Source organism: Pseudomonas sp. RC4D1 (assembly GCF_018390395.1).
Taxonomy (GTDB): domain Bacteria; phylum Pseudomonadota; class Gammaproteobacteria; order Pseudomonadales; family Pseudomonadaceae; genus Aquipseudomonas; species Aquipseudomonas danubii.
Map to the genome: position 1 here is coordinate 1,040,687 of NZ_JAHBAW010000003.1, position 25,876 is coordinate 1,066,562.

Annotated in this window: 14 protein-coding genes; 9 read left to right on the top strand and 5 right to left on the bottom strand. The window is 57.9% G+C overall.

Annotated elements, in window-relative coordinates; translation table 11 throughout:
* Positions 1–527 precede the first annotated feature (527 nt).
* The gene (locus tag KHO49_RS29550) at positions 528–3,791 is read right to left on the bottom strand and encodes a DEAD/DEAH box helicase (protein WP_213666373.1); all 3,264 of its coding nucleotides are present in this window, start codon (positions 3,789–3,791) and stop codon (positions 528–530) included.
* A 212-nt stretch (positions 3,792–4,003) separates the two neighbouring features.
* Here KHO49_RS29550 and KHO49_RS29555 point away from each other — a divergent pair, with 212 nt between their 5' ends.
* Complete coding sequence (locus KHO49_RS29555; protein ID WP_213666374.1) at positions 4,004–7,738, top strand: SIR2 family NAD-dependent protein deacylase; 3,735 nt, start codon at positions 4,004–4,006, stop codon at positions 7,736–7,738.
* 62 nt (positions 7,739–7,800) lie between these two features.
* Here the strand turns inward: KHO49_RS29555 and KHO49_RS29560 are convergent, their stop codons facing one another.
* Positions 7,801–8,808, bottom strand: a complete 1,008-nt coding sequence (locus KHO49_RS29560; RefSeq protein WP_213666375.1) for a DNA-binding protein — start codon at positions 8,806–8,808, stop codon at positions 7,801–7,803.
* Between the two features lie 78 nt (positions 8,809–8,886).
* On the opposite strand from KHO49_RS29560, the gene KHO49_RS29565 reads away from it, so the two are divergent.
* The 3 genes from KHO49_RS29565 (at position 8,887) to KHO49_RS29575 (ending at position 13,662) form a co-directional block, all read left to right on the top strand.
* Positions 8,887–10,017 carry a tyrosine-type recombinase/integrase gene (locus KHO49_RS29565; protein WP_213666376.1) on the top strand — a complete coding sequence of 377 codons (1,131 nt, stop codon included), beginning with the start codon at positions 8,887–8,889 and terminating at the stop codon, positions 10,015–10,017.
* 263 nt (positions 10,018–10,280) lie between these two features.
* Positions 10,281–11,438, top strand: coding sequence for an ATP-binding protein (locus tag KHO49_RS29570; RefSeq protein WP_213666377.1), 1,158 nt, complete (start codon positions 10,281–10,283; stop codon positions 11,436–11,438).
* Position 11,439: 1 nt separating this feature from the next.
* Entirely contained in the window at positions 11,440–13,662 is a 2,223-nt protein-coding gene (locus tag KHO49_RS29575) for a hypothetical protein (protein ID WP_213666378.1), read from the top strand.
* A gap of 978 nt (positions 13,663–14,640) precedes the next feature.
* Here KHO49_RS29575 and KHO49_RS29580 read toward each other — a convergent pair.
* The 3 genes from KHO49_RS29580 to KHO49_RS29590 form a co-directional block, all read right to left on the bottom strand.
* On the bottom strand, positions 14,641–15,498 hold the full coding sequence (locus KHO49_RS29580) for a hypothetical protein (protein ID WP_213666379.1): 858 nt from the start codon (positions 15,496–15,498) through the stop codon (positions 14,641–14,643).
* Between the two features lie 178 nt (positions 15,499–15,676).
* Positions 15,677–16,570, bottom strand: coding sequence for a TniB family NTP-binding protein (locus tag KHO49_RS29585; protein WP_191487906.1), 894 nt, complete (start codon positions 16,568–16,570; stop codon positions 15,677–15,679).
* Positions 16,571–16,600: 30 nt separating this feature from the next.
* Positions 16,601–18,445, bottom strand: coding sequence for a TnsB C-terminal domain-containing protein (locus KHO49_RS29590; protein WP_213666380.1), 1,845 nt, complete (start codon positions 18,443–18,445; stop codon positions 16,601–16,603).
* 348 nt (positions 18,446–18,793) lie between these two features.
* On the opposite strand from KHO49_RS29590, the gene KHO49_RS29595 reads away from it, so the two are divergent.
* The 5 genes from KHO49_RS29595 (at position 18,794) to KHO49_RS29615 (ending at position 25,872) form a co-directional block, all read left to right on the top strand.
* Entirely contained in the window at positions 18,794–19,132 is a 339-nt protein-coding gene (locus KHO49_RS29595) for a hypothetical protein (RefSeq protein ID WP_146232634.1), read from the top strand.
* Positions 19,133–19,590: 458 nt separating this feature from the next.
* Positions 19,591–19,926, top strand: coding sequence for a hypothetical protein (locus KHO49_RS29600; protein WP_102879333.1), 336 nt, complete (start codon positions 19,591–19,593; stop codon positions 19,924–19,926).
* A 92-nt stretch (positions 19,927–20,018) separates the two neighbouring features.
* Positions 20,019–20,948 carry a hypothetical protein gene (locus tag KHO49_RS29605; protein ID WP_213666381.1) on the top strand — a complete coding sequence of 310 codons (930 nt, stop codon included), beginning with the start codon at positions 20,019–20,021 and terminating at the stop codon, positions 20,946–20,948.
* Between the two features lie 2 nt (positions 20,949–20,950).
* The gene (locus tag KHO49_RS29610; protein ID WP_213666382.1) at positions 20,951–24,508 is read left to right on the top strand and encodes a hypothetical protein; all 3,558 of its coding nucleotides are present in this window, start codon (positions 20,951–20,953) and stop codon (positions 24,506–24,508) included.
* Positions 24,505–25,872: a hypothetical protein gene (locus KHO49_RS29615; protein WP_213666383.1), complete on the top strand. Its 1,368-nt coding sequence runs from the start codon at positions 24,505–24,507 to the stop codon at positions 25,870–25,872. The genes KHO49_RS29610 and KHO49_RS29615 overlap by 4 nt, the downstream gene beginning before the upstream one ends.
* The last annotated feature ends 4 nt before the right edge of the window (positions 25,873–25,876 follow it).

Here is a 25,876-nt window from a genome sequence, read left to right on the forward strand (position 1 = left end):
GTGAAGCGGGATACAAATCAGCTTCTTAGCGAGTACGACGCTTAGCAGTGACCTGAAAAGATTATTTAAATATGCGTATCAGGCTCAGATCCCAGATCAGGTCGCCTATGGCCAGCGTCATCTGCTTTCACGACGTGACATGGTGATGACAGCCCACCGCAGCGCCGTGTCTCTGCCGTCCCCAAACTGGGCGTTTGTCCTCCTGGTTCACGAATTACTTCCTGTGACCGTTATGTGCGTCATCTTCCGTGCGTCAGCTTGGACGATGCTGACCCTCAGCAGCCACATACGTCAGGCCAGTTCCCAGGATGTCGTTCATACCAGGAGCTCTCGACGGCGCATGTATGTTGCCTTTTCACGCCTCAAGTGGGTTTGAATAAACAGCGCGGATCCTATAGGACGTGAATACGTGCTTCTGGCTGTCGGTGAGGTTTGAGCGAAATGAAGCGACGGCTATGCGCTACAGCTCTCGGGCCTAGCTGTATTTAGAGAAGCTGCAGCGATTCTTGAGTACGGGTGCTGATAATTTAGCTACTGCAGATCACCTGAAGATCGCACCCAATGGTTTCCTTCAGGTAGACCATGGCAGCGGCAATAACCATGTCTTGATCCTCACTGCGCCTGGAAGCGGAAATGCCTGGCTGCACGATTAGTACTTCAGCCTCGATAAACTTGAATCGGCTTTCTCGGAGAATCTCGTTCAACCTAGCCGAGCTTCCCTGAAAGAATCGCGTAGTACGTTCTGCAGATCTGAGCCGCTCCTCGCGTCCCAAAATGTGACGACATAAATCTGCAAATTTCCATTTCCACTTCGCGGAACGTACGGCCTGGGAGCATACTTCGACGGCATCCTTGATCCGCTGGCCTGACGTCGTCGCACCAGAGAATTTGCAATGAACGAGCGACAGCCTGATCAAGGTGTCTTCCACATTTATACAAACAAGGTCGGCAGCTTCGCCGGCGCTATCGTCATCGAACACAATGTCGAAACCGCCCGCAATGTATTCCTGAGCGGCACGCCACTGAATCGAGTCGACCCTGCCCTCGCCGTCTTTCCAGTAACTCTCTTTGGTAAGATCGGTTGCCCCCCATACCCAAGGCTCAAACTGAGCTGGATTCAATGTCAGCTCGCGAGGATTACGTGGCTCGATAAGCAGGTTTCCATCTAGCTCGCTCAAATCGATAAAGCGCACCAGCGGTGGGAACCCACATAGGAATTCATCGAGCCGTTTTGTCATCTTTCCGATCGTGATATGCACTAAGTCGGTGCCCGCCTGGTCGATCCGGTAACCCAATTGATCATCGAGCCTCAGCACGAACGCACCGGCCACGTTGTCCTCAGTTGTGATTAAAGAAAATTCGAGTGTTTCTGCGGTCAAACGATCAAAGCTAAGCTCGTACATATAGAGAGGTCGTGCTCCATCAATCGACCCAGTGCTTAGCAGAACCTTTTCTTCAGGTTTGCTGAGCAGTTCGCTAGGCCATTCAATCGACAGAACGATCTTGTCTACCGGAAGCTGATGAATTTCTTTCGGCATCAGCAGGTTCGCAATGATGCCTTCAATGTTGATCGACTCATCGAGCAACTTCGCCCCAATGCCGCAGCACCATGCCAGCAGTTCGGGTATTGAGCCCTGCTCTTTCGACCAGACGCGACCTTTGACCGAGCAACCTACTGACACTCGATCCCCATGCTCCCACCCTGTGCCACTGACATTATTCTTCACGGAGTTACTGCGCTCTGTCAGACCAAGCGCTTCATCGACGTTTTCCCCCGTGTACATTGCGAAGCTGAGATTGCGACGTCCATGCTTAGTCACGCCGATGTTCTGCAACATGAGCCGATTGATACGTCCCAGGATACGGAAAATCTGCTGGCCTTTGATAAGCGCTGACTCACCAGTCGTAGCACTGGCCAACTCAGGGAATAGCGAGTCGTGATCGGTCGAAGAGAGATAAAGCAATCCTTGATCGATATCATGGTGCAGCACAAAGAGCGCCCACTCGCAGTCCGTTACGCCTTTGGTACTCGTCCAACGAACTCGGGACTCATTGCGAGTCACAAAGTAGAGCGTCGGGCTGGTCGTATGCTTCCATACCGCTTGCAGCTTAAGATGCCCTGGTAGCCCTTCATGGAAACGCTCAGCCCAAAACTCTGTAGCCCGATACACAGCCGTACTGAATTTGGGTTTGAGCAATTGCGGAGAGAGCACAATCGACTCAGGCGCTTCAAGGTCATCCAGCCGACGTGAGGCCTGCAGAAACACAACGAGGTCAGCATGATCGCGCGCAGCAGCCGAACTCATCTCTGAGAGAATCCTATTCCAATCTGCGTCTTCACTATAGAGCCGCTCCAGAGCATCGGAAACGACCTTGTCACCGATGTTGGCAACAACTGTTGCGTCGCCAATGTTGCTGGCGGCAACCCTGGTAAACCGCCCAACGAATTGCAGCAAGATGGCTAGGCTTCTGTGCATGTCATGCACTGCTGCGACTTTCAACTGTGGTAAGTCAAAACCCTCCCCCAGCATCCCTACGCAGACTACGATCTTGGCCGCCCTGCTCTTCAAAGCCTCTAATCGCGTTGCTGCTTCCGGCGACTCGGAGTGAATCAGGACTGGCTGGAGCTCGGGGGCAAGCTCGCGGTATATGCGCTCTACCTCCATTGCCCGGGAAATGCTTGAGCACCGCGCCATCAAGAGATGATCCAGACCATCAGCAAGGTCATGTTTGAGCTGCCGTATTGCCTTTTCAGCTATCGCACGGTCAGACGCTGACGACCCGACATTCACTGGCGCAAAGTGGATATGCTTGAAGTAACCGTCTCGCTGTGCCGCGCCGAGCGAGTAACTGAAGATCACTTTGCCATCGACTAGCTGGGTATCCCGACGAAAAGGTGTCGCCGTGAACTGAAGAGTCGGCACGCCATTAAGTGCTGTCTTCAGGTGAGCCCAAGAACTGGCTGGTACATGGTGGGCCTCATCCAGAATGAGCGCCTGGCATCGTGTGCTGAGTTCATTAATCAGGTTGGCCTCCATGCTGACACCAATGGAACCGATGGTAGACACGATCACGTTGCAGTGTTGGAACATCAGTAAATCAGAGAGCGTTTTGGCTCGTTTACTCATGATGCCCACAATCGGATTCGACACCTGTGCAGGGAGGACGCCGATGTCTCTGAGCAAACCAAACGTGAGGAATTTGTCTGCCGTTTGAGTCCGCAGAGCATCCCAAGGCACCACTACTAGTAACGGCCAACGACCAAATGCCGCGAGGGCTGCCAACATGGTTTCAGTTTTGCCAGTGCCGGTCGGCATAACCACCGTCGCCGGTGTCCATTCCAGGCTCCAGTGTGCTCCAATTGCATGCAATGCACCCAGCTGCGGTGGGCGTAGGCCCCGAGTGAGCTGCTCGCCGTTTGGCCCCCGTTTTTCCGCACGATAGCTAAGCACGCCATCCCACTGGGACGCGATTTCATCAGCTACAGCACGAGGGCCTATCTCTGTGCGGCGATGCTTGAACTCGTCCAGCAATCGATGCCTGGCCCAGACGTATTTGTCGTTATCTTCAATCAATATTCCGTCGACGCCCTCTGGTAACTGAACATCGCGGCGTGAAGTCACGATAACGCGCTCGTCATTGTCGAAGCGGATTAAGGGCTGCTTGATCCGAGCGGAGACATTAATCGACGTCTGAGCGACTTTGCCGACCTGCAGTGCTGGTCGGATCACGTGCTGTACCACGCCGATAGAATATCGCTCTTGAAAAACAATCGGGGGCAGCGTGAACATGCTTGTCTTCCGTGACCTAGACAGCTACTTGTAACAAGGCGATGTGGCTGTCGGTGTTTGAGGTGGGCATATTGATATCACGAAATAAAACCGGTGCCTACGTTAGTGACATCTCTCCTCTCCTACGCGATCGACACGGAGCTCGACTGTGCGACGCGATTACGGTCGAACACTACCGCAAAACTCGCACATCAACCGCTGCAGGATGAGTGTTGGTAATCATTGCAAGTGCCGCTGCTGAACGTATTGGCAAGGAAACGCTGTATTTTCGGTCCGGATTGGATCCCTGGATAGACGATGGCACAATGCCTCCTGGCGCCGTGGGTGAGGTTCCGCAGGGCCGTCAGCGCTTCAGAGATGCCGCCGCACGCAATGTCTGGCACGGTAGTAGGCAGAAAACTTCGCCCGATGGGGCAATGGCACGAGGCGCAATGAACGTGGATGTAAACCAATTGGCAGATTTCGCAGCGCTTAAGAAACTGGCTGCGGCGCTATGGCAACAAGACGGAACATTCCACGGCGCTGCCATTATGGTCGGTGCGGGCTTTAGCCGGAGCGCAGCCATCAGCGGCAATCCAGCGCAAAAAATGCCCTTGTGGTTTGAGCTCTGCAAGCAAATGGGCGAGGAACTGGGCTCTTCGAGCTCCGACCCGCTACGCCTGGCGGAAGAGTATCAAGCGTTTTTTGGCCCCCAGTCGATGCATGACAGCCTGAAGACGGCCGTCAATGACCAAGCATTTCAGCCCGGCGCCCTGCATGATGACTTGTTGCGGTTGCCGTGGTCGGAGGTGTTGACCACCAATTGGGATACATTGTTGGAGCGAGCTGCAGCGGCGTTACCGGAGAGGGTTTACAACGTGGTGCGCAAACAGGAGGACCTGGCAAGCGCCAGGTCTCCGCGCATCGTCAAACTGCATGGCACCATCGTTCTCGATAACCATCTGGTATTTACCCAGGAAGATTATCGGAGGTATCCCGCTCGGTATGCCGCTTTCGTCAACTACGCCCGGCAAGTGTTCATTGAAAACGAACTTTGTTTACTGGGTTTTTCTGGCGAAGATCCCAATTTCCTTGCCTGGGCGGGCTGGGTCCGTGATCATCTGGCCGGACATGCGCGTCGTATCTACCTGGTGGGAGCGCTTGGGCTCAACGCGGCCAAGCGAAAGTACCTCGAATCGATCAATATCGCCCCCATCGATTTGGGACCGCTGGTCGCTGAGTATGATGACCCGGAGCTTGCTCATCGTGAAGCAACCAAACTGTTTCTCCAGGCCCTTGTTGACCTCAAGCCGAAGGCGGAGAGCGCTTGGTCACCGGTTTATCTCAACCAGCCAATCCAACAGAACAAGCACATCGATGCGTTCCTGCAGGAACAGAATTACAAGTGGTTCGAAGACAGCCTTGCCACCTTGCAAGCGGACCGAAACAGCTACCCAGGGTGGTTAGTCTTGCCGGCCCGCCTACAAGACCGCGTTCTTGAACAGGCCCGTTTCCATGCTTTCTCAGCCAGTACTCTGCGGCGGCTGCCGGAGCAACTGCGCGCCCGCCTGATCTACGAGCGTGTCTGGCGCGGATACCTGGCACACGATCCGCTTGATGCTGAGTTTTCCCAGTTGCTGCTGGACACTGTGCTCGACGAGCAAAGCCCGCTTTCCAAACGAGAGCGCCTGGAGGGCGCGGTGCTGCTGCTGAAAAACCAGCGCTGGGCCGATGATGTTCCCGACTCCTGGAGTCGCGTGGAGGATTTTATTGCGTCCAACACCAAACACTGGTCTGACGCGGCGAACGAGATGGCCTATTACCGGGCCATCCAAGCACGGGATGCGTTCGACTATGAAGAACTGCAAATGCAATGTGACCGGATTTCCATCGACGAACCCTGGTGGAAGCTGCGCAAAGCCTCGCTGCTGGTAGAACTCGGCACGCTCGATGAAGCGAACCTGCTGGTCGCGCAGGCCTATCGCGAGCTTCTCGTACTTCATCACCAAAACCGGCGGTCACTGTTCCTGCTTTCTCGACTCGCCTGGGCCCACTGGTTTTATCATGTGTTGGACCTCGCCGGGCAGTCGTCGCCCTTCCCCTCTCTCTATCGGGAGCATCGATGCGATCCCTGGGCGATCCTCGATGACTTAAGGGCCAGTATCGACAATGCACTCGATCGGCAACGCAAAGACAACGCAGTAGTACCCAACTTTGCCCCTGGCAGCTACCGCGACGGATCCAACAGCGTGTCTTTCACCTCCGGTTTACATCCCCTGATCGTTATGACAGGGCTATTGGATACGGTAGGCATTCCTCTGCTCTGGCAACAAAGAGGCTTGGTCAGTCGCCAGGCGGAAAAGTTGGTCGAGTTGGAGGGCGTGGACGGGCTCTATAGCTTTTCGCTTGCTGTGCGGGGCGCGAACACAGAGTCTGCTGAAATCATCAAGAAAACGTTCAGCAGGCTCCGAGTTGCCCGCTTCAAGTACGCTCAAGTCGAACAACTTGCCGATCAGTGCGTGCGCGCGATCAATTATTGGAAAGCTAGGGCCGCCGAGCGAGCAGGCCCAGGCGTACGCGCGGCGCTGCCCAACTTGTGTGTGTTCATCGAAATCTTGGCGCGCATCAGCGTTCGACTGCCCCCTGATCGGTCCCGACAATTATTCATTTTGGCAACCGAACTCAGTAAACAACCCGCTCTACAGCCGCTTTGGCTGAAGGGAGCCCTGCAGCATCTGCTGCGCTATTCGCTGGAAAGTGTTCCTAAGGATGACCAGGCCGACTTGGTGCAGCACGCACTGGAGGTGCCATTGACGCATGAGATCGGTCTCAGTGCTAACAGCGATTGGCCAAACCCGGTGATTGAAAAACCCGGAGAGCGCCTGGCGAACCCTGTCATCGATCGGCGGATCGCGCAGATCATTCAGTCGGTGAACGCCGATAGTAAAGACACCAGCGCAGCCTTGATCAGACTGCTCCCGTTGCTTGAAGCGAACTACCTTACTCCATCAGAGCGCGATAGCTTGCTCCAGCAAGTGTGGGGCAGCGACCCCGCCAATCCCAGTCTGCAGGGCGCCAACCGATTGTTCGCTCATGCCTTGCTTAAACTCCCGAGCCATCAGCCAGAGACGCTCAAAAATCGATTGAGCGTTAAGCTGTTTGAGGCAGGTGCGGAGGGTTTGTTCGAAGACGAATTGTTGGAAGATCTGATCAACTCGGTGGGATCTGTCACCGCAGATATCAGGCCCAGCGCCGAGCAGGCACAACGCTACTTCGAGCTGATGACACGCTGGCGACCGAAAGCGCAAAGTCAGCTGGAAATCGCGTTCTCGCACGGTGGCGAGCAAAGGAAAGCGGCACTCATCAGTAAAGCGTTGGGGCTGGTTGTGGCGCGACACCTGGAAGGCCTGCCGAACGAAACGATGTTTGCCCAACTCGACCTATTTTACCGAGAGGTCCAAGCACCCGGAGCATTGGTCGCGTTTATCTATTTCGCCGACACCCATCCTGTCGCCTCCCTTGTCGAGAAGACCTTGCGACTTGCGCTGCAACACCAAGATGCCAAATTCGTAAGCTATGCCGCTTATGCGATCCGCGAATGGCGCACTCGAGTCGACAGCCCGATCACCCGCCGCCTGGTGAGCTTGCTTGTCATGATTTTTGGCCCCCAGCGCCTGAGCGCATTGCCGGAGGTCATTGAGTCATTGCGTACGTTGCATGAGCGAGGTCTGCTCTCAGCAGAGGAAGCCGGGTCAGTGATCGACACGCTGCCGGTGGTGTTTGATTGCGCCCGCTATGACGAGACCGGCGACCTCGGGTATGAGGCAGCTACTATTTCGATTGTCAGGACCAAATGTGTGCAACTGGCCCGCAGCCTCAGCGCAAACCGTGGCGATCCCTGCGCGGAGCTTGATCGCATCATGGCCGAAGCCAAGGAGGATCCCTTGCCTGAAGTCCGGTTCGCCTAGTCAAGGGCGCACACCGAATGCTCTGGGCGATGCTGCCGCCGGTGCAGTACGCCCTTGATCCGTCAGGCGGGCTTGGTCCTGTGTTTGCGCGGCGCTCGCGCTTCGCTCGGTGCCTTTCTGGCTTCGGCGAGCTGTTGGGTCAGCGTGTCTGCGCGAGCCGTCGCCGCCGCGGACTGTTCGCGCGCGCTGAGGATGTCCTGCTGTGCAAGTTGCACCTGCTGTTGCATGGCCTCGTAGCGCTGGGTCAGATCTACCAGAAGATGTTGCCGCTGTTCATGCTCCCCCCTTAGCGCTTGGAGTTGCGCTTGCGCAATGCCCCGTTGCTCGCGCGCCGCGGTCAGCTCGGTCTGACTGCCTAGCAGGGCTTGCTGGAGCATATGCTGGCGCTGGTTGAGGTCCCGAAGCTGGCCGGCAACAACCTTGCTCTCCTCGCGGGCCCGATCGATTTCTCGATAGGCGCGATCCTCCACATCGCGGGTATAACGTTGCTGCTCAATGCGCGCTTGCTCGGCGTGTTCACGGCTTTCGTGCAATTGCTGCTGTACTTCAACCATCTGATGACGGGCGTCGTCGCGCTGCGTTAGCAGCTCGTCGCGCTGGACGCGTAGGTCATCAATCTGCGCCTGACGCTGGATCAGTAACTGCTCAAGGTCGGCTAGGCGGGTTTCCGCGCTCTGTCGCGCTACCACGGCCTCAGCTATCAATTGCCGCGCCTGGGCAACGTCCAGGCGGGCACGGGCTTCCAGCGCAGCCAACGCTTCGCGCTCCTCGGCCAGGACCTGACGCTGACCGGCCAACGCCTGCTCGGCCGCCCCCTGAGCCAAGATGGTCGCCTGCTGCCAGATCGCAACAAAGGCCTGCGCCACTTCCGCCGGCAGCCCGGGCAGCCGCGTTTCGCCGCGCAGGCGCCCGGCGAGCTGTTCCCACCACTGATCGAGTAAGGCACCGACCCGTGCCGGACTACCTCGGCCGAGCTCTAGGCGTACTCGCTCGACCGTTGGCCGTTCACCGCGGGCCAGCACCGTGTCCGCCGCCGCGAACACGTCGTTTTCCGGCACACCTACTGCCATGGCCTATCTCCAGCTATATTAGGTCTGATAATGAAAGATTATCCGATCTTATTTTCTAATTTATGGAATTATAATACGTTGAACGTAATAAATATTACAAATCAACTACCCTTGGTCGACGAAACCCCGCTAGACCCACATGCCCTGGCGCTCCACGCCCAGGAAGCGGCAGCGGCCTTTATCGCCGCCGGCACCGCGGCCAACACCGTGCGCAGCTACCGCAGCGCCCTCGTCTACTGGTCGGCGTGGCTGCAGTTACGATATGGCCAAGCGCTCAGCGATACACCGCTGCCGGCCACCGTGGCCGTGCAGTTCGTCCTCGACCACCTGGCGCGGCCGTTGGCCGACGGCGGCTGGGCGCATTTGCTGCCGCCATCAATCGACGCGGCGTTGGTTACCGCCGGGATCAAGGCTCGGCTGGGACCGCTGGCATTTAACACGGTCAGCCACCGCCTCGCGGTGTTGGGTAAATGGCACCGGATCAAGGACTGGGACAGTCCAAGCGAGGCCTCGGTGCTGAAGACCCTGCTGCGCGAAGCGCGCAAGGCCCAGTCGCGTCAGGGCGTGAGCGTGCGCAAAAAGAGTGCGATCGTGCTCGAGCCACTGCAGGCGCTGCTCGCCACCTGCACCGACGGCGCCCGCGGGGTACGCGACCGCGCCCTGCTCCTGCTGGCCTGGAGCGGTGGCGGTCGGCGCCGTTCGGAAGTGGTGGGTCTGCAAGTGAGCGATGTGCGCCAACTGGATGCCGACACCTGGCTGTATGCCCTCGGCACGACCAAGACCGACACCACCGGCGCGCGGCGGGAGAAGCCGCTACGTGGCCCGGCGGCGCAGGCGCTCGCTGCCTGGCTGGCCGCCGCTCCTGCCGAGAGTGGCCCGCTATTTCGCCGCCTGTACAAGGGTGGCAAGGTCGGCACTTCGGGCTTGTCGGCTGATCAGGTGGCGCGCATCGTCCAGCGCCGCGCGCAATTGGCCGGGCTGGAGGGCGACTGGGCCGCACACAGCCTGCGCTCGGGTTTTGTTACCGAGGCCGGACGCCAGGGGGTACCGTTGGGTGAGGTCATGGCGATGACCGAACATCGTAGCGTGACCACGGTGATGGGGTACTTCCAGGCTGGGGCGCTGCTGGAGAGCCGCGCCAGCCAATTGTATGGCGGGTCTCCGCTGGCTGAAGTGCTCAGCAACAAGCCGGAGGTGGAGGCTGACTAGCAAGCCAAGAGCTGGCCGGATAGCCGCTTCATTAGCCTCCGTCTTGTCGTCGATCGTTGCCGATTGAGTTGGCCCGGTAACTGCCGCGCTGGTTTCCTGTCGAAATCCTGGGGCCGGCCGTTTACGACAGCTCTGTAAGCAGATGGATACTCAACCTTGCGCAGCGGTATATCTCCTGATACATGCCGAACGCTATGATGGCGCGGGGTGTGTATCCAGGCATTTGGTTCAGCACTCATAACGATGGACTGTCAGAGGTGCCGATGAAGATCACCAAGAACCTGAACACCTACGAAATCGAAGACCTCTACCCGTTTTGCCAAGAAGATGCCTCCCTTCGGTTGCCCAAAAGCATGAGCCATGGCGGCTTGTTCGGGGTTGATGCTGCGCTGGCTCAGCTGGTGATCAGCTGGGCTCGCGCTCATGAGCAAAGCGTTCTGCACCTCTATGCCGATATGGAAAGCGCTCCTGACCAGATCCTGCACCTAGGCAAGACAGCCGCAGGTCTTGCGGCACTGATCATGTCCTCTAGCATCGAGACAGAAGCTCACGAGACAATAGAAAAGCGCGCCGCGCTCACCGTCATCAGACCCCTCATTGAAGCTATGTACGAAGGAGATCTTCGTAACACATCAAGCGAGCGAGGCGCTCGCCCTAAAGCCATCAACCTCTTCAGCATCAACTTTGCGAAGATGGAGTTCATCAAGCCCTTCTACTACGGCGAGACTTCTCCGCAGATCCACTCTCACACCTCGTTTGCAAGCCTGCTGGAAATGTCGTCTGCGCTCATGCACACGAAGCAGGACAAGAAAGCACTTCATCGAGGCGGATTGCCTGCCTTAGGCAGCGTGCTTGCTGAGCTGATCGCAAATGCCGACCAGCACTCGGTCACCGATGTCCATGGGGTCAAATATAAGAAAGGTCTGCGAGGCACCTCAGTGAAAGCCAGCAGGATCAAGAAAGAGGACATCCACCTCGTTTCAGACAAAGAGCCGCAATTTGCCTTGTTCGTAATGCGAAATATGCTCAGGGGCGCGGAATACCTAGACTTTATTGAAATTTCAGTGATCGACAGTGGGCCGGGCTTGGCACGTCGGTGGCTTTCAGCCAAGAAAGGCGCTCCCGTGGAGGCCTTGAACGACCTCCCCCTGGCAGAAGAGCTCGAGGCCACTTTGGAATGTTTCAAAAAACATGTCACTACCAAAGATTCAGCAACCTCCGGCATGGGGCTGCACAACGCAGTCCAGGCACTCAATAAGCTGAAGGCCTATGTGCGTCTCCGCACCGGGAGGGTCTGCCTTTACCAGGCCTTCCAAGGCCAAGACCAGGTCGTGGAATACAACCCCAAAAATTGGAGCGGTGACCGTGAGCTGGCGGCAGCTGAAGGCACTGTATTCACCATCTGCATTCCGGTGAACTGAGATGCCAGACCTGTTCGATTTTGAAGTAATCCTCACCCCCGCCCCGGATGCTGAGCCCGCTCACGTGGTGGTGTTTTTCGCAGGTCCAGAACAAATCACAGACGCCCATATTACCGAGGCCCTGCAGAAACGGCTGAACAACTACATCCTCCCCGATCATGTGAGCTTCCTCGTCCCCGACTGTCACCGGACATGGATTCAGGAGCAATGTGCTGACAAGTCGTCACCTATCGCCATCGCCCTTGAGCGTCGCTCTAGCGGCGGAGCACCCTCCTACGGCTTCTCCTTCTTCAATGAGCATGGGGAGATCATTAAATACGTAAAGGTCGCCGGCACTGACAAGGGAATTGGCAAGCTACTCACGCGAGCGGCTGATGCGTTTGTACAGGCAGGAATGAAGAAGCTGGTCAAATGCACCTCCGTGCTGACAAAGGCTCCTGCTGGCTTCTTGTTCTCGAAACCCTCATCCCGAGCCTCCAACTACTTCATTCGTGCCGAGAATTTGCTCACCGAAACGCTTCATTCCCATTTCCTGGCCTTCACCTGCCTGAGAGTGATCAAAGAGGCTGCCGAGGGCGGCATGCGAGAACCAGACACCATTTACCTCGATACCATGGCATTCCTACCAGTTGCGCTCTCGATCCAACTGCTCCAGGCGAAGTTCGGCACGCAGACGATTCAGAGCATCCAGTCCTTCCACTCTCACGACGGCCTGAAGGACGGCCCATTGCCTGATGGATCCTCGTCGCTTTGCTTGATTTCTGCCTCGACCAACTGTGGTTTGGCAAAAGAGTGGATCAAGGTCAACGGAGCGCCGCCTACCCGGGTAGCCACCTTCCTCTCGTTCCTCGCCGATTCTGAGTCATGCACGGTACTGCATACTATCGAGAAGCCTGAGGATTTCGAATCGTTCGCTGAGACGGAATCGACCGAAGGCCGCAAGTTGATCCGCATCCACGGCGAGCGGTTTGTGGCCCAGCACACCGAGACTCGACTGCTCAACATCAGCATGGGGCATTTGCCAGAAGGACTGCAGAGCAGATTTTTCTCGTTTATGGGCAAGGGCCTCTTTAGCTGCTTCAGTCAAATTCCCAACAGGGAACGATTTCGGACTGTCCAGGTAGACAAGGACAAGCTGGTCCGTACCAGCGACTTCGATCAATGGTTCAAGAAGGTGTTGATGGAGGAGTCTCCCGCATCGACCTCACTTATCATTCATGACGATGACAAGGCAAGTGCAAAGATGGCTGCTGACGCCTTGGCGTTCCTTCAAGCTAAGGGCCTCACCTGCGAAGTCGTGAGCGCTTCAATGTTTGACCCTAAAGAAAAATTTCACGGGTCGGTGATCGTCGTGGCAGCTGCAGCAGAGCGAGGCACCTTGCTCCTCAGCATTAGCCGTCGCCTGCGGTCAGCCCAACAATCTGGCACACGCATTTATCTTGTGGGGGCGCTGTTGGGTCGCTCCTATGAGTTGATGGCAGAGCTGGCCGCAAACCTTACGCAGCCGCCAAAAGGAAGCCGAAAGTACGTTTTCAAACCCTTCATCGAAATTCCAGCTGCCAGTCTGGCTTGTAACAGCCACTGGCATCAGGAGTACAAACATCTCAGTCGCATGATCACGTTCGATGGCACCGGCGTGTCGGAATTGGTCAAAGCTCGCATTGAGGCGTTCGACACTGCGGGTGCGAACGGCCTTATCGACCAGGCTTTCTGGCCGAGCAGCTATCAAACTGGCCAGATGAGGCTTACCAAGGGCTTTGCCTTCGTGAGTAGTGATAAGGACGTCACCGTCGCCGCTTGCGCTGACATCTTCCTGACTATTTTGTGGATTCTGCAGAACGCCCGGGAAAGCGCCAAGATTGCAGACTCGAAACGCCTTGAATCGGGTGAGCTTCAACAGGTGCTGCTCTCGCCCGAGATATTTTCCCGCTATGACGACGGAATCATTCAAGGGGCGTTTCTCCGAGCCGCACTGCCTACCGAACTGGACTACAGCGCTCATGAAACTCACAGCGCGTCCATGGCAGACATCATCTTGCGAGTCGTCCAAGGCCACGGCTTCGAGCGTGGTGATGCCTCAATGGAGTTCGTCACTGCCCTGGCCATTGGGAAGATTCGTCTTCACAAAGAGGTTGATGAGAAGTTGCGAAGCAACATCAAGCTAGCTCTCCTGGGTAAGGTTGAGGACATTGAGCTTCTGCTTGGCGAGGAGTCACCTATCTAGCATAACCATGGTACCGGCCGCCGGGTATCAGGAACTAGAGCACCGGATTCCGGGACGCAATTGTCAGTGACCACCATGCTCGGGATATCGCAACATAGAAGAGCTCGGCGACGGCCTACTCGGTGAGGGAATATGGCGTCGGGAATAGCACGTGGTCGTACTCTGTAGGTGCTGACGCCGAATTGATCCGGTGGCCGATGCCGCGACCCAACACCAATCGGAAAAAATCCAGCACTGGGAATGGTTCACAAGGTGTGAGCCTGGGTCAGTAAAACTTCGGTAGCTAGGTCAATCCTGTAGTAGCAATAACAAATAGACATCTGACCGTTACGCTTCATAAGCAAAGGGGATCAACGGGAGACTCCGAGTTGTAAGGCTTGTGCTAGCATCCAATTTGATCCGAAGATCGAGGTCGGCAGCGATGAAGCACCCAGTTCAGCCGGAAAATAGTCTCTCTGAGATTTCGGAAGGTAAACAGAATCGCCGTGATGCGTTAATGCTTGCTGTTAGCCTTGCTTCGCCGTCTGAGTTAGAAGGACCTGCTAAGCGTTTGAAAGAAGTGATGAGAAAACCTGATGGATCGCACCGTCAACGCATTCCGCCCCCAGAGTTCTCTCGTTAGATAAGAGTGGTTCCCTATCTCAAATGCCGACGCTCATTCAGTCTAGGCTTGCTTTATATCTGGAAAAACACGTTGCGCCGACGGTATACCGTAGTGATAGGTCAATCAGCTGCCAAGAATAATAGACTGTTGCCACTGACGCCGAATTGACCCAGGGGCCGATGCCGCGCTGACCCAACACAAATCGGAAAAATCCAGCGCTGGGAATGGTTCAAAAGGTATGAGCCTGGGTCAGTAAAACTTCGGTAGCTAGGTCAATTCTGTGCTGGCGATAACAGGCCAGGCTCAGGTGTAGCTCTTCGCACAATCGTCGCTCGGCATGAGTGCGGTAGCATTAGATTACGTATACAGTTTGGCTAGCTTTCCAATAAATAGCGAAAATGTGTGCGAATGGGAGCGCTCCAACCGTCGGCGCGCTCCTTCAGCCAATCCAGGTAACTGGGCATCCTCACCGCGTCGCTGTGCATCGATCTCCAGAACCGCTCAATATTGTTGTCGTATATTGGGACACCGCTGAGCCGCCACATGCACACGCAATTCGGCAGCTTCAAAAATAAGCCAAGCAAGGCAAACATGGCCATGCGGATCTGAGCGGAGTGTTCCCCTACGTCTTTGCACAAAAAAGCTTCACAACCTGCCTCTGGCGGTAAATTAGAGCGCAGAGAACAACATGCCTTGATATTCAGAAGCCAGGCGATTTGCGAGCGTGGATCAAACGGATAGATTCTCTTTTTTCCTATTATCGCCAGGATATCGTCCATTAACAGCTCAATCTCAGGGACGCTCGCCGCAAGCTCGACATCGCCGATGGTAACGGTCCCGCGCTGCACACAGACCTGATACCAGCACTGAAAATGCCAGGCCATGAGCTTCAAAATTTGGCGCGTCGAACACCGATAACTCCACCATTGCTCAGTTGACTGAAACGCCAGGTGCGTAAAAAATCTCCATGGTAAATCGAACTGGACGATTGAAAGCAGCGCGGCAGGCGCCGAGGTACTGTCTCCTATATACAGGCAGCAGCCGTGTACCGGACACACATTGAACCACCAATAGAACCAGTTGATTCTCAATGAGGGTTGTCGACCGCATCGAAAATCATTGAGGAGGCATAACTGGCAAAACTGCAGGCGCCTCTCGGGCGGTGCCTTGAGCCAGTCACCGGGCAAGGGAAATGATCGTCTTAAGCATTCGTTTGAAATGCCTAGTGCCATGGATAACTCTTCCGTCACCGCGCGAGTTAGGTTGCCATCAGCGTCTTCGACACGCAGCCGCTTTAGGCAGTCAGTGGCACGTATAAAGGGTACAGGATTTCGGGTGCGCAACCCCCTGGCAAGCCACGCAGAGAAAGCCTCTTGAGGTACAGGCTTAAGCAGTCCGCCGAAGTGCGCGTTACTCCTCATGGTCGAAACGATCGAGATATGGCGGGATGTCGGCGGCCTTTTCCAAGCAATCCAGGTCAATTTCTTCCTTGCGGTCCAAAATTGCCCAAACCGCACCCCGGGTAATCCGCTTGACTATGGCATCGGTGATACCGCCCGTGGCGCTCAGCAGGAACTTAACCTTCTCTTGCCGCCAGAGTTCCGATGGTCTCCTCAGTGGCAACGCGCTCTCATACCCGGCTAGAAATGACCTGAAGCTCTCGTTTTCTTTCCAGCGCGGCAGATCGTATATTTGAAAGCGGCGCTCTAGCTGGGCATCACTACTGATGGCATGCACGGCGTCATCGACGCCGAATGCAATGATCGACAGCGACATCGGCGGGCTACTCAGCGCTCTCAGAAAGGCCAGGTTCTTTCGCTGATCAACCCGCCCGGCATTGAGGAGATTGTGCACCTCATCGATCAGCACCAGGCGCATGCTCCTCAACTGAGCCAGTCGACAAAACGCCTCGGGAACCAGACCATTGCGAATTTTGCCAATTGGTACTCCCAGAGCCTCACTGATGCTGTCTTCGAAACCGCGCAAGCTAGGATCCGGGGATAGGCTGAATGAAATGTAGCCGTAGGAATCTACATGCCTCTTTCTGAGGTTCTCCATATCCAACTGAATTCTTTCAAAAAGACTGGTTTTACCCATTCCCGGGCGACCGGAAATCAAGATGCATTGCGCCTGAGTTTTGGGAGGCATTTCATAGACCGCTCTGACCGCGGTCCTGACCGAACTAACTTGAGGGTAGTTGACCCAGCAATCCTTATAGATGCTGCCGATTCGGCCTTTGTCCCCGAGGAGCGCGAGGTTGCGACGCTGTGGTGAAATGTGCTCCAAGCTCAATGCATCTTTCATAGGCACTCACCTCATCATGGGCGCCGGCCCCTATTCTTCGATCTCGTAAGCTTTCGGCTTAAAGCTGTAATCCGTCGACGCGGGGCGATCCGGAACCGCAATTTTTTCATTAAGTGGATGACCCGGATCGGTGAAGCGAGTTTTTTTTCGCTCTCTCATTTTTCGCGCCTGCTTGCTTTTCACACCAGCGGCATTTACGAGTGTTTCGTTTTTTTTGATTAGATTGAATACTTCCGCAGCGGGAACCCTGCGTTCGCTCTCATCCTTTAATTGTGCTCTCAACCGCTTAAATTCCGTGAGTGTGGTATTCGGCAACCGCAGATCCGCGTAACCCAGCTCTATATACGTCCGCTCGCCGGTGGGGAGTACCCACACTTTGCTTAATGACTCCGGATCGTAGCGCACAGTGCACTTTGTCCCGATGTCAAAGCGCTTCAAGGTTGAAGAGTAGTAATCGATGTTATGAAGCCTGACGCCCGACCGACCGATCACCCTTTTTTTTATTGGCATGAAGTCGATCAGCAGGCGCAATTGATCGTCAATAATCGGCGGATAGGCAAAGCCACCATCCTTGTTGAGGTAATGCTTCTCCCACTGAAGCAGCGGTGAGCAGCCGAGTGCTGAGTGTGTTGTTTTGTGATAGATCTCGACCTCTCGGATGAACCACTCTCGAAACTCAGGAAACGATAGCGTGGCATGCTGATCGCTTTTGTAGTGGCCTTTATCTTTTGCCGAGGACATGGTGGTTCCCGGCAACATATGGACTTTTCCCATCAACGTGCCGATCAGGCGTTCAATGTGGGCTCCGTTGTGGGGCGTACCTTTGGGTCTAAACGTCAACTCAATGCCATACCACCGACAGCTATCAGATAAATTTTTCGACCTGAACTCCCTGGCATTGTCGACGTGGATTCTTTTCGGTACGCCGTAGAACGGATATTCCCCACCAGTAAAACCGTACGTTTTTAACCAGCGCTCCTTGGGCAATATTGAATGGGAGATACACAGCGCTACCGACATCGCCGAGGGATACGACAAGGATAAATAAAAGCCGAGCACCACCCGCGTATATACGTCGATGGCGATAGTGACCCAGGGGCGGATCAGCGGCAGTCGCTGGTCACTGTCGACGATAATGCAATCGACAAGGGCATGATCTATCTGGATCAGCTCCAGAGGCGCCTCAGGCTGTATCTTTCCTCCACGAACCTCGTAGGTCTGACGCGCGGCTTTCGAGCCTGATTTCTTGGCCAGTAGTGCGCGTGGCTTACGTTCTCTAATTCTGTTGGCTATGGTGGCGGTGCTCGGTGCCTGAATGGACAGTGCTCGGCAGCGCTCCATCACTTTTACGATGATGCTCTTAGAGGTTACCCCAGGACCGCCATAGCATTCATCAATGGTTTCTTGGATGATGCCCTCCGCATTCGCCTCGATCATCTTGGTTCCTTTGGACCTGCCGCGTAGCTGCGGGAGCAGGCTCAACGGGCCCACATTCATGTCCAACCTGGTCAAGAGCCTGCGAACTTGGGATGCGCTCATCCCTAGCGCTGCGGTGCATTGCGCCATATCTTGCCTGGAGAGAGGGCTCTTGCCGACCATCGGAGACAGGACGTAAAACCGCTTTGACGCCAACTGAAGGTCAGTCTCCTTTACATCTTCGATGAGAGGCGTTTTTTGTATCTGGGCGATTTCATGATCCGAGAACGTTGGGGGGCTTTTTAGCTCACATTCGATTTCTCCAGGCGATAGCAAGACCGCTTCTCCGGTAACAATATCCCTTGCCTGTATTTTATTTGAAGAAACGGAGGCGATGATCTCCAGCTTTTTATTACCGACCAGCACTAGAACGCCCGGAGTTATGCTTATTTGTTGCATGGCTTCACCCACAACAAAACACGCGATACTGGGCTAAAAATCTAGTTAAATATGCGTAATTTTCAAGATTGCGATGTTGCTACTCGGTAATGGGCAATGGAAAACCTTATTTTTCAACCACCTATAGCTCGCGCATATTTAGTTAATCTCGACATCTGGTGTTGAGATTTCGAGCCTGGCACAGGCTTCGATCACTCTGCAGCAACTTGTACCTGGATCTCATTAAAGCGTAAGTCAAACAGGCTCGGGACACCTGACGACAACTCCGTTCCGTCGCGGTTGGCTTATCCGAGCAGGTCATGAGAATCTACACTCTCAAACCACAGCTACCCATAATTGAGGTCACGGATGAAATTCAAGTTGTCCTTCACGCGCACCAACAAATCAGACTCAATGGAAATAGACATTTTCACACTTGAAGTCGATGCTCATGTTGAGCCAAAACGAATCGCTGATTTTGATCAAGGCACAGCTTCAGTTTGCTTTGGATACCCAGGAAGCGCCGAGGAATACAGTATTGTCAGTCCACCCACCCAGGATGACCTAGTAGTTTTGGAGCTGGCCGGCAAACCGATTTTCAGACTTTGGCAGCGAGATTCGGATGATTTGAGCATTGGTGCACCGGTTACAGTGAGCCAAGGCGAATTCGACCAGAGTCAGGGCCGTGTTACCCGACGATCCTGGTGATACACGCGCAATAAGATGGAGGGGCCATGAATTCTGGTCCCTTCGCCTCCGTATCCGTATATATTCATATATATTTAATTCAACTAAATCACCATTTAGTTGAGTTAATCCTGCGTCCTCTTTCCAATATCCCCCTCGCCCCACAACTGCCGGCTTAGTTGCGGTTTCGCTCTATCCGTGGGCATCGACGCAGAACTCGGGAGTGTCCAACTATTTTGTATTAACAGTGATAACAAAACGCTATTAGAGGCCTTGTTCCTCGAGCTCGCATTCAGGCCAAGAGCCTTTAAGTTATGCGGTCTACAGCGCTAAACGCGGTGTGTCCGGAGCATCGCCAGAGGGTCAAAAACGCCTTTCGAACGCTTGTTCAGCGACCTCGACAGACCAAGAAGCACACCTAGACTCTCACCCGGTTCAGCCAGCTGAATCATGCCCAACACACGAAAAGGATATTCAACATGAACGCCTTCACCTCGGTAAACACCGTCACCACCCCCCTGACCATCAACAGCCAGTCCACCGCGACCTACAACGGCGACCCCAACCAGACCACCAAAGTGACCTTCAGCTATCAGAACAACCTGCTGTGGGCCACCCAGGTCAACAACACCGCAACTGTCCAGACTCTCAGCGCTGACACCTCCGCCGGCCCGGTCATCCTGCGCAAGGGTGCCCAGGTCAAACTGCAGAACGTGGGTTCGGCGTTCAGCATCCTGTTCACCGGGGTGATTATCGACAGCGGCTCGGAAACACCGTTCAACAACACCAACATCGGGACCTTCACCCTGTCGTGATCGACTCGGGCTCCTAGGCCGGAGCCCATTTGCGAAGCCGGCATGGCGCCGGCTTTGCTTCATGCAATATGGGACATGGACGGTACCCTCGCGTGACCAGGCAACGGATGCTCTACACCCGGATTCTCTGGGCAACCCTCGGCGCGATCCTGGCGACTGCAATGTGGCTGATGACCACCGGCAGCCGCTTGCCAACGGTATCCAGCAGCCACGACCAGGCCCTTTCCAGCAGCGATGCCATCGCGCCAGCCGCGGATTGCGTCGACCTCTCGCCCTCCTCCTCTGCCACCACCAATGATCCTTGCGTACCGGGCCCCGTGCTGCTGCCCGGGATGAAGGTCAATCGCCAGGTCGGTCCGGTGTTGTTCGTGCTGGTGGTGGACAGCAACGAAGCCCGGGTCAATGCCCAGGTTTCCCTGGGCAACGCCGCCCTGACCGACTTGAACATGACCGCCGCCGCTCCCACCGCCGACTTCAATCTGGCCAACGGCGATGGCCAGCGAGTCTGGGGCAGCCTGGGCGCCTTTTTCTGCGCACCGCCCAACACTTCGCACCTGCTGGCCGACTTCACCATCGAGAACCTGCGCGACAGCGGTAAACCCGTGACCCAGGCCTATCGTGGCGACCTGATCCGCTGGCAGAGCCCGATCACCAGCGTCCTGGCCCGCTACCGCCAGCCCTTGCTGCCGGACCTGCAGGTGATCGTGGAACTGCTGGACCCCTACAAGGCCGACAGCAGCAACGCGCTGACCGCCCAGGTGAGTTTCTATTACGCCAGCGATCTGATCGACCGCTACACCCTCATGGCCACCGCCACCCCGGTGAGCCTGCGACAGTCCAGCGTCGGGCCGGTGCGCATCGAGGGCGGACTCCTGGACTTTCGTCCCGCCACCCAGGAGCAGCAAGGGCAGCTCAGCCTGGATGGCACTTTCCAGTCCGGTCACAACCCACCGAACCACTACGTCGGCAGCGTCGCCGACTGGTCGTGGATCCGTGGCCGCGCCGACAATTGCAGGGGATAGACATGACCAGCACGTCCGACTATCAGCAGATCGCCCACAGCGCCGCCTACGCCCTGCCGGATGCCAGCGGCTATGGCTGGCGCGGTTATGTCATGCCCAAAGGCACCGCGCCCGGGAGCCTGCCGGCCAGCCTGAGCCCGGCCGACGCCTTCGACAAATATGCCGGCCATTACCTGTTCGCCCCCAGCGAACCGGCCGCCCTGCGCAGCGACCCCACGGCATTCGTCAACGCCCTGTACGACTTTCTATTCGCCGTCGACCAGCGCAACTTCGTCGGCCGCGCGCTGCTGTGGCTGCCCGGCTCCAGCCTGCCGGCGCCTCAGGCCTTCAACAGCTACGGCCTGCGCATCAGCGTGACGGCCCCCAGCCAGGTGCAGAACAACCTCAACCTGCAGCTTGGCGATCGCCTGACGTTCTTTATCAACTTCGGCACCTACGTCAAATACGACCCGGACTTCAACGCCCTGCGCCTCAAATCCAATGCCGGCATCACCATGGGCTTGATCGACAAGCTGGCGGCCGACAGCGGCCTGCAGCTGACACCGCCGCAACAGCCGCTGGCCTACGTGCCCCTGGACGGCAATCAGGCCGGCAGCCTGACCTACGCCTTGACTTACAGCAGCCAGCCCGCCCTCAAGTATTTCCCGACCGGCTTTACCTATGTGGCCAACACCACAGGCGGCCAGAGCGTGCTCAATTACCCGGTGTTCAACCCCAACGGCATGCCCGCCAAACTGACCATGGGCGGCGTGCTCGACCCGCTGGACCCGCTCAATCAGAACATCGCCGCGGCGCAACTGGCCGCCGGTCTGATCCGTACTGCCATGAGCTTCGCCAACACCGGCACGACCGCGTTGCCCAGCCAGTGGCGCAGCACCGCCGGCAACCCGATCAGCCTGATCCCGCTCAATGGCCTGGACGCCAACGGTTGGCCCCGGCCCTATGCCGCCAGCCTGGTGTTCTGTGCCCAAGGCGGCAGCTACAGCCTGACGCTGGCCGGCGACTTTGGCTTGAGCCTGCCGGCCGCCAGCGCCGGGCAGAACCTGCTGTGCGGGATCTTCGGCACCGAGTGGCTGAGCTTTACCGCCTACAACTCTTCCCTGAGCCCGCAAGACAACGACCGCTTGCGCCTGTTGGCGGCGCAACCGGCCTATGCCCCGGTGTTTCCGTTCCAGACCAGCAGCCTGGTCACGCCCACCAGTGGCGCGGTCAGCGCCCTGCTGAACAACGCGCACCGGACCTCCTGGTGCAGCCTGGTGGCCGGCGCCTCCACCCCGGCCTACAGCGCCCAGCCCGACGGCAGCCCGCTCTATGGCCAGAGCCGCAGCAACGGCGCCACACCGCTGCTGGCCCCGGCCGCGCCGAGCACACCCCTGCCCCAGGACGCCGGGTTTGCTTTCCCGCTGGTGCCCTACGCGGGGGTCAGCAGCAACGCCAGCCTCAACCTGACCCAGTTTGAAAGCGAGATCCTCGCCGCCTCGCGCAAGAGCCTGATCAGCGCCGCGACCCTGCCGGGCAAACAAGCCGCGCGGGCCCGGCGCCTGCAACGGCTGCTGACCGCCGACGCGGCACAACCCAATCGGGCGACCACTCCACAAGGCCTGCTGGTGGACCTGGACGCCGACGGCGTCGGCTACGCCAAGGTGCTGCTGGCCCGCTCGCCATCCACCCAGGGGCCGCTGGACTTTGCCTTCGTGCAGCCCAGCGAGGCCCTGCACGAGGCTTTGCAGACCAACCAGCTGTTTCTGGTGGGGGTCAATCCGCTGCCGTTCTTCACCCAGGGCGCAAGCTTCAGCAACCGCATGGACATCGCCGACTGGCGCTTTATCGCCAACATCGGCGTCGGTGTGCAAACCACCAGCTACCGCAATGTGCTGATCATGAAGTACTGCGCCGGCAGCCTGAAGGAGCGCATCGACAACCCCAATCGCTGGACCATGCCCGAGACGTTCTCGAAAACCGCGGACCTCGCGCCGGGCCTGGAAACCCTGGCCTACACCGGTCTGTCCCAGTGGCTGCAGGACTTCATCGCTGTCGCAGAAGCCAAGGCCGCGGCCAGCCCCGACAGCCTCTACGCCGACTTCGTCGCCCAGGTCAGCGACCCAGCCTGGAACGGCTTCATGGTGCTCAACGCCGACCTGCCCCTGGACAGCCTGCCCGAGCAGCTGGCCGGCATCGCCGCCGGCATCGACTACAGCCGCTTCCTGGCCCACCATTTTGGCGCCAGTGTCAGCCGCATCAGCCAACAGGGCGACACCCTGGATATCCAGGGCATCTCCACCCTGTTCGGCCTGATCGACTACCAGAACCCCGCCTATGAGCAGGCCCAGGCCAACGGCGCGGCCCCGGACATGCCGGTGGCCCTGAGCACCAGCAATGGTTACGCCTTCAGTGTCCTGCAGTTGCAGGCGCTGTTCCGCCAATCGCGGCTGGTGACCTTCAACAGCCGCATCCAGCTGAGCCTGGACCTGCTGTTCGGCTCGCCGATCCGCGCCACCCTGCGCGCCGGCCAGCCCAGCGCGGTGAACGCCATGGTGCTCGACGGCAGCGCCCTGCAACAGAACGACACCACCACCTACGTGTTCGAGCAGAGCCAGAGCTACCTGTTCAACCTCGACAGCAACGTGCTGCCGGCCGCCTCGGTCAACCGCATTCAGTTCAACACCCTGGGCAGCCCGGACGGCGGGGTCACCACCGCCAGCCGCTTTCTGCTCTGGGGCAAGCTGGATTTCACCCTGCTCAAGACCTCGGACGGGCCCTTCGACCTGCTGTCCTTCGGCAGCGCCGACGGCAGCCCGAGCAACCAGGGCCTGGCCTACACCAACCTGGAAATCGCCATGGCCTTTCCCAGCGCCACGCCCAATGCCGTGGGTTTTGCCTTCAACCCCGACAACCTCGGGTTCGACCCGGCCACCAGCCAGGTGCGCGGACAGAGTCTGTACAAGGGCTTCACCCTGCAGCTCAAGCAGTTCATCCAGGCACCGGCGCAGAAAAAGCCCGCGGACTATGGCTTCCTCCCGGTGTTGCCGCAGGACCTGGCGCTCAAGGCGCTGTCGGGCGCCTGGTCGGGCATCGTCTACAAGGTCACCATGGGCTCCCCCGGGTCCCTGGTGTCGGGCACCGGTTTCGAGTCCGACCTGCTGATCGCCTGGTCGCCCGGCAGCAAGAGCAGCGACGCCAGCCCAATGCTTTTTGTCGGCCTCAGCCTGCCCGGCGCCGCGCCGTCGGCCAGCGTGTTTTCCCTGCAGGGCATCATCAAGGTCTCCACCGGGCCGATCAAACTGCTGTACCAGACCATCCCCGGTCAGACCGACACCCAGGCCAGGTTCTTCAACCTGCAACTGACCGATATCGGCATCAAGATCCTCGGCATCGCCAAGTTGCCGCCGGGCGCCACCCTGCAGTTCTTCCTGTTCGGCGACCCGCAATCCTCCGGCAGCCTGGGCTGGTACGCCGCCTACGTCAAAGACCCGCAGAGCAAGACCGCCAGCCTGCTCGCCGTGGAGTCGGGCCAGTCCACGCAACCGGCATTGACCGGACCATCGGAGGTGACGCCATGACTCGGGTCCTGTACTGGAACATCGAGAGCTTCGGCTACAACAAGATCCGCCCGCTGAGCACCAAGCGCGATCGCAACGGCGCCCTGATTCCCGACCTTGACGCCGCCGACCGACTGGCCCTGATCCTGGCCCATATCACCGCGTTCAACCCGGACATCTTCGTCGTGGTGGAGACGGCCAGCGGTCCGAGCCATGGCCCCGGATCGCTGATTTCCCCCACCGGCGGCTGGCAGGGCTGCGCCGAACTGCTGCTGCGCATCCGCAACCAGACCGGCGTGCCCTGGAACCTGGTGCCGCCCCTGGTGGTCGGCCAGGCCGGGCGCGCCGAGGGCGTCGCGGTGTTCTACAAGCCGGTGATCCCGGCGGGCGGCGGCGTGGCGGCGGGCAAGCGCTTGTTCACCGGTCCCAACGCCTGGTCGCCGGCGGGCAATGGCATCAGCTTCAACCCCCAGGTGCTGGCCCCGCCGGCCGCTGGCAACTACCCGGCGTTGCAGACCCAGACCTGCTTCAGCGTGCCCAACCGGGCCATTCCGCCCACGGCGCTGAACCCGGGCAACCTCAACGAGAGCCGCTGCGCGGCGCGGGTCGCGTTCGTCGACAATTTCGGCGCCGCGATCAACTACGGCGGCTTGCGCGAACCCTACATGGTGACCTTCTGCGAAACCGTCGACGGCCCACCGGAGGTGGTGCAGCGCAACCTCACGCTGTTCGCCATCCACTCGCCGCCGCAATATGTCGCGGCCAACGCCTACCTCAACGCCCTGGCCAATGTGCGCGACATCAGCGCCGCCCTGGGCGCGCTGGAAACCCGGATCATCACCGGCGACTTCAACGTCAACCTGTTGAGCCAGAACGGCAACGATCCGGGGCGTTATGGCGCCCTCACCGCCCTGGGCTACGGCCTGCAACTGCAACCTCCGGCCCTGGCCCCGCCGCCGGCGCTGGAGGCCTACACCGGCTACTTCGCCACCCACCTGCGCAGTCGCAACGCGAGCATCTTCTGGTCGACCAACGCCGGGGCCGTGCCCTATCCGGGCTACCGCTACATCGGTTCGTCCAACAGCAGCAGCCTGTATTCCATCGACAACATCCTGGTGCGCGGCGGCGCAGCGGGCAATTTCACCATCGCCAACACCGTGGTCGGGGTGCCGCTGAACGTGGTCAACCCCGCGCCCGGCGGTGCGCCCATGGGCCTGGTGGCCATGGCCAGCGATTTCCAGGCGCCGCCGCTCGCCTGGATCCCGGCGCCCCCCGCCCCCGCCCCGGCATTCGCCGCGGGCGATCGGCAACGCTACCGCGGCTGGCGCAACCTGGGGCACATCCGCTCCACCAGCGATCACCTGGCCCTGTTTGTGACGGTCTGAACAA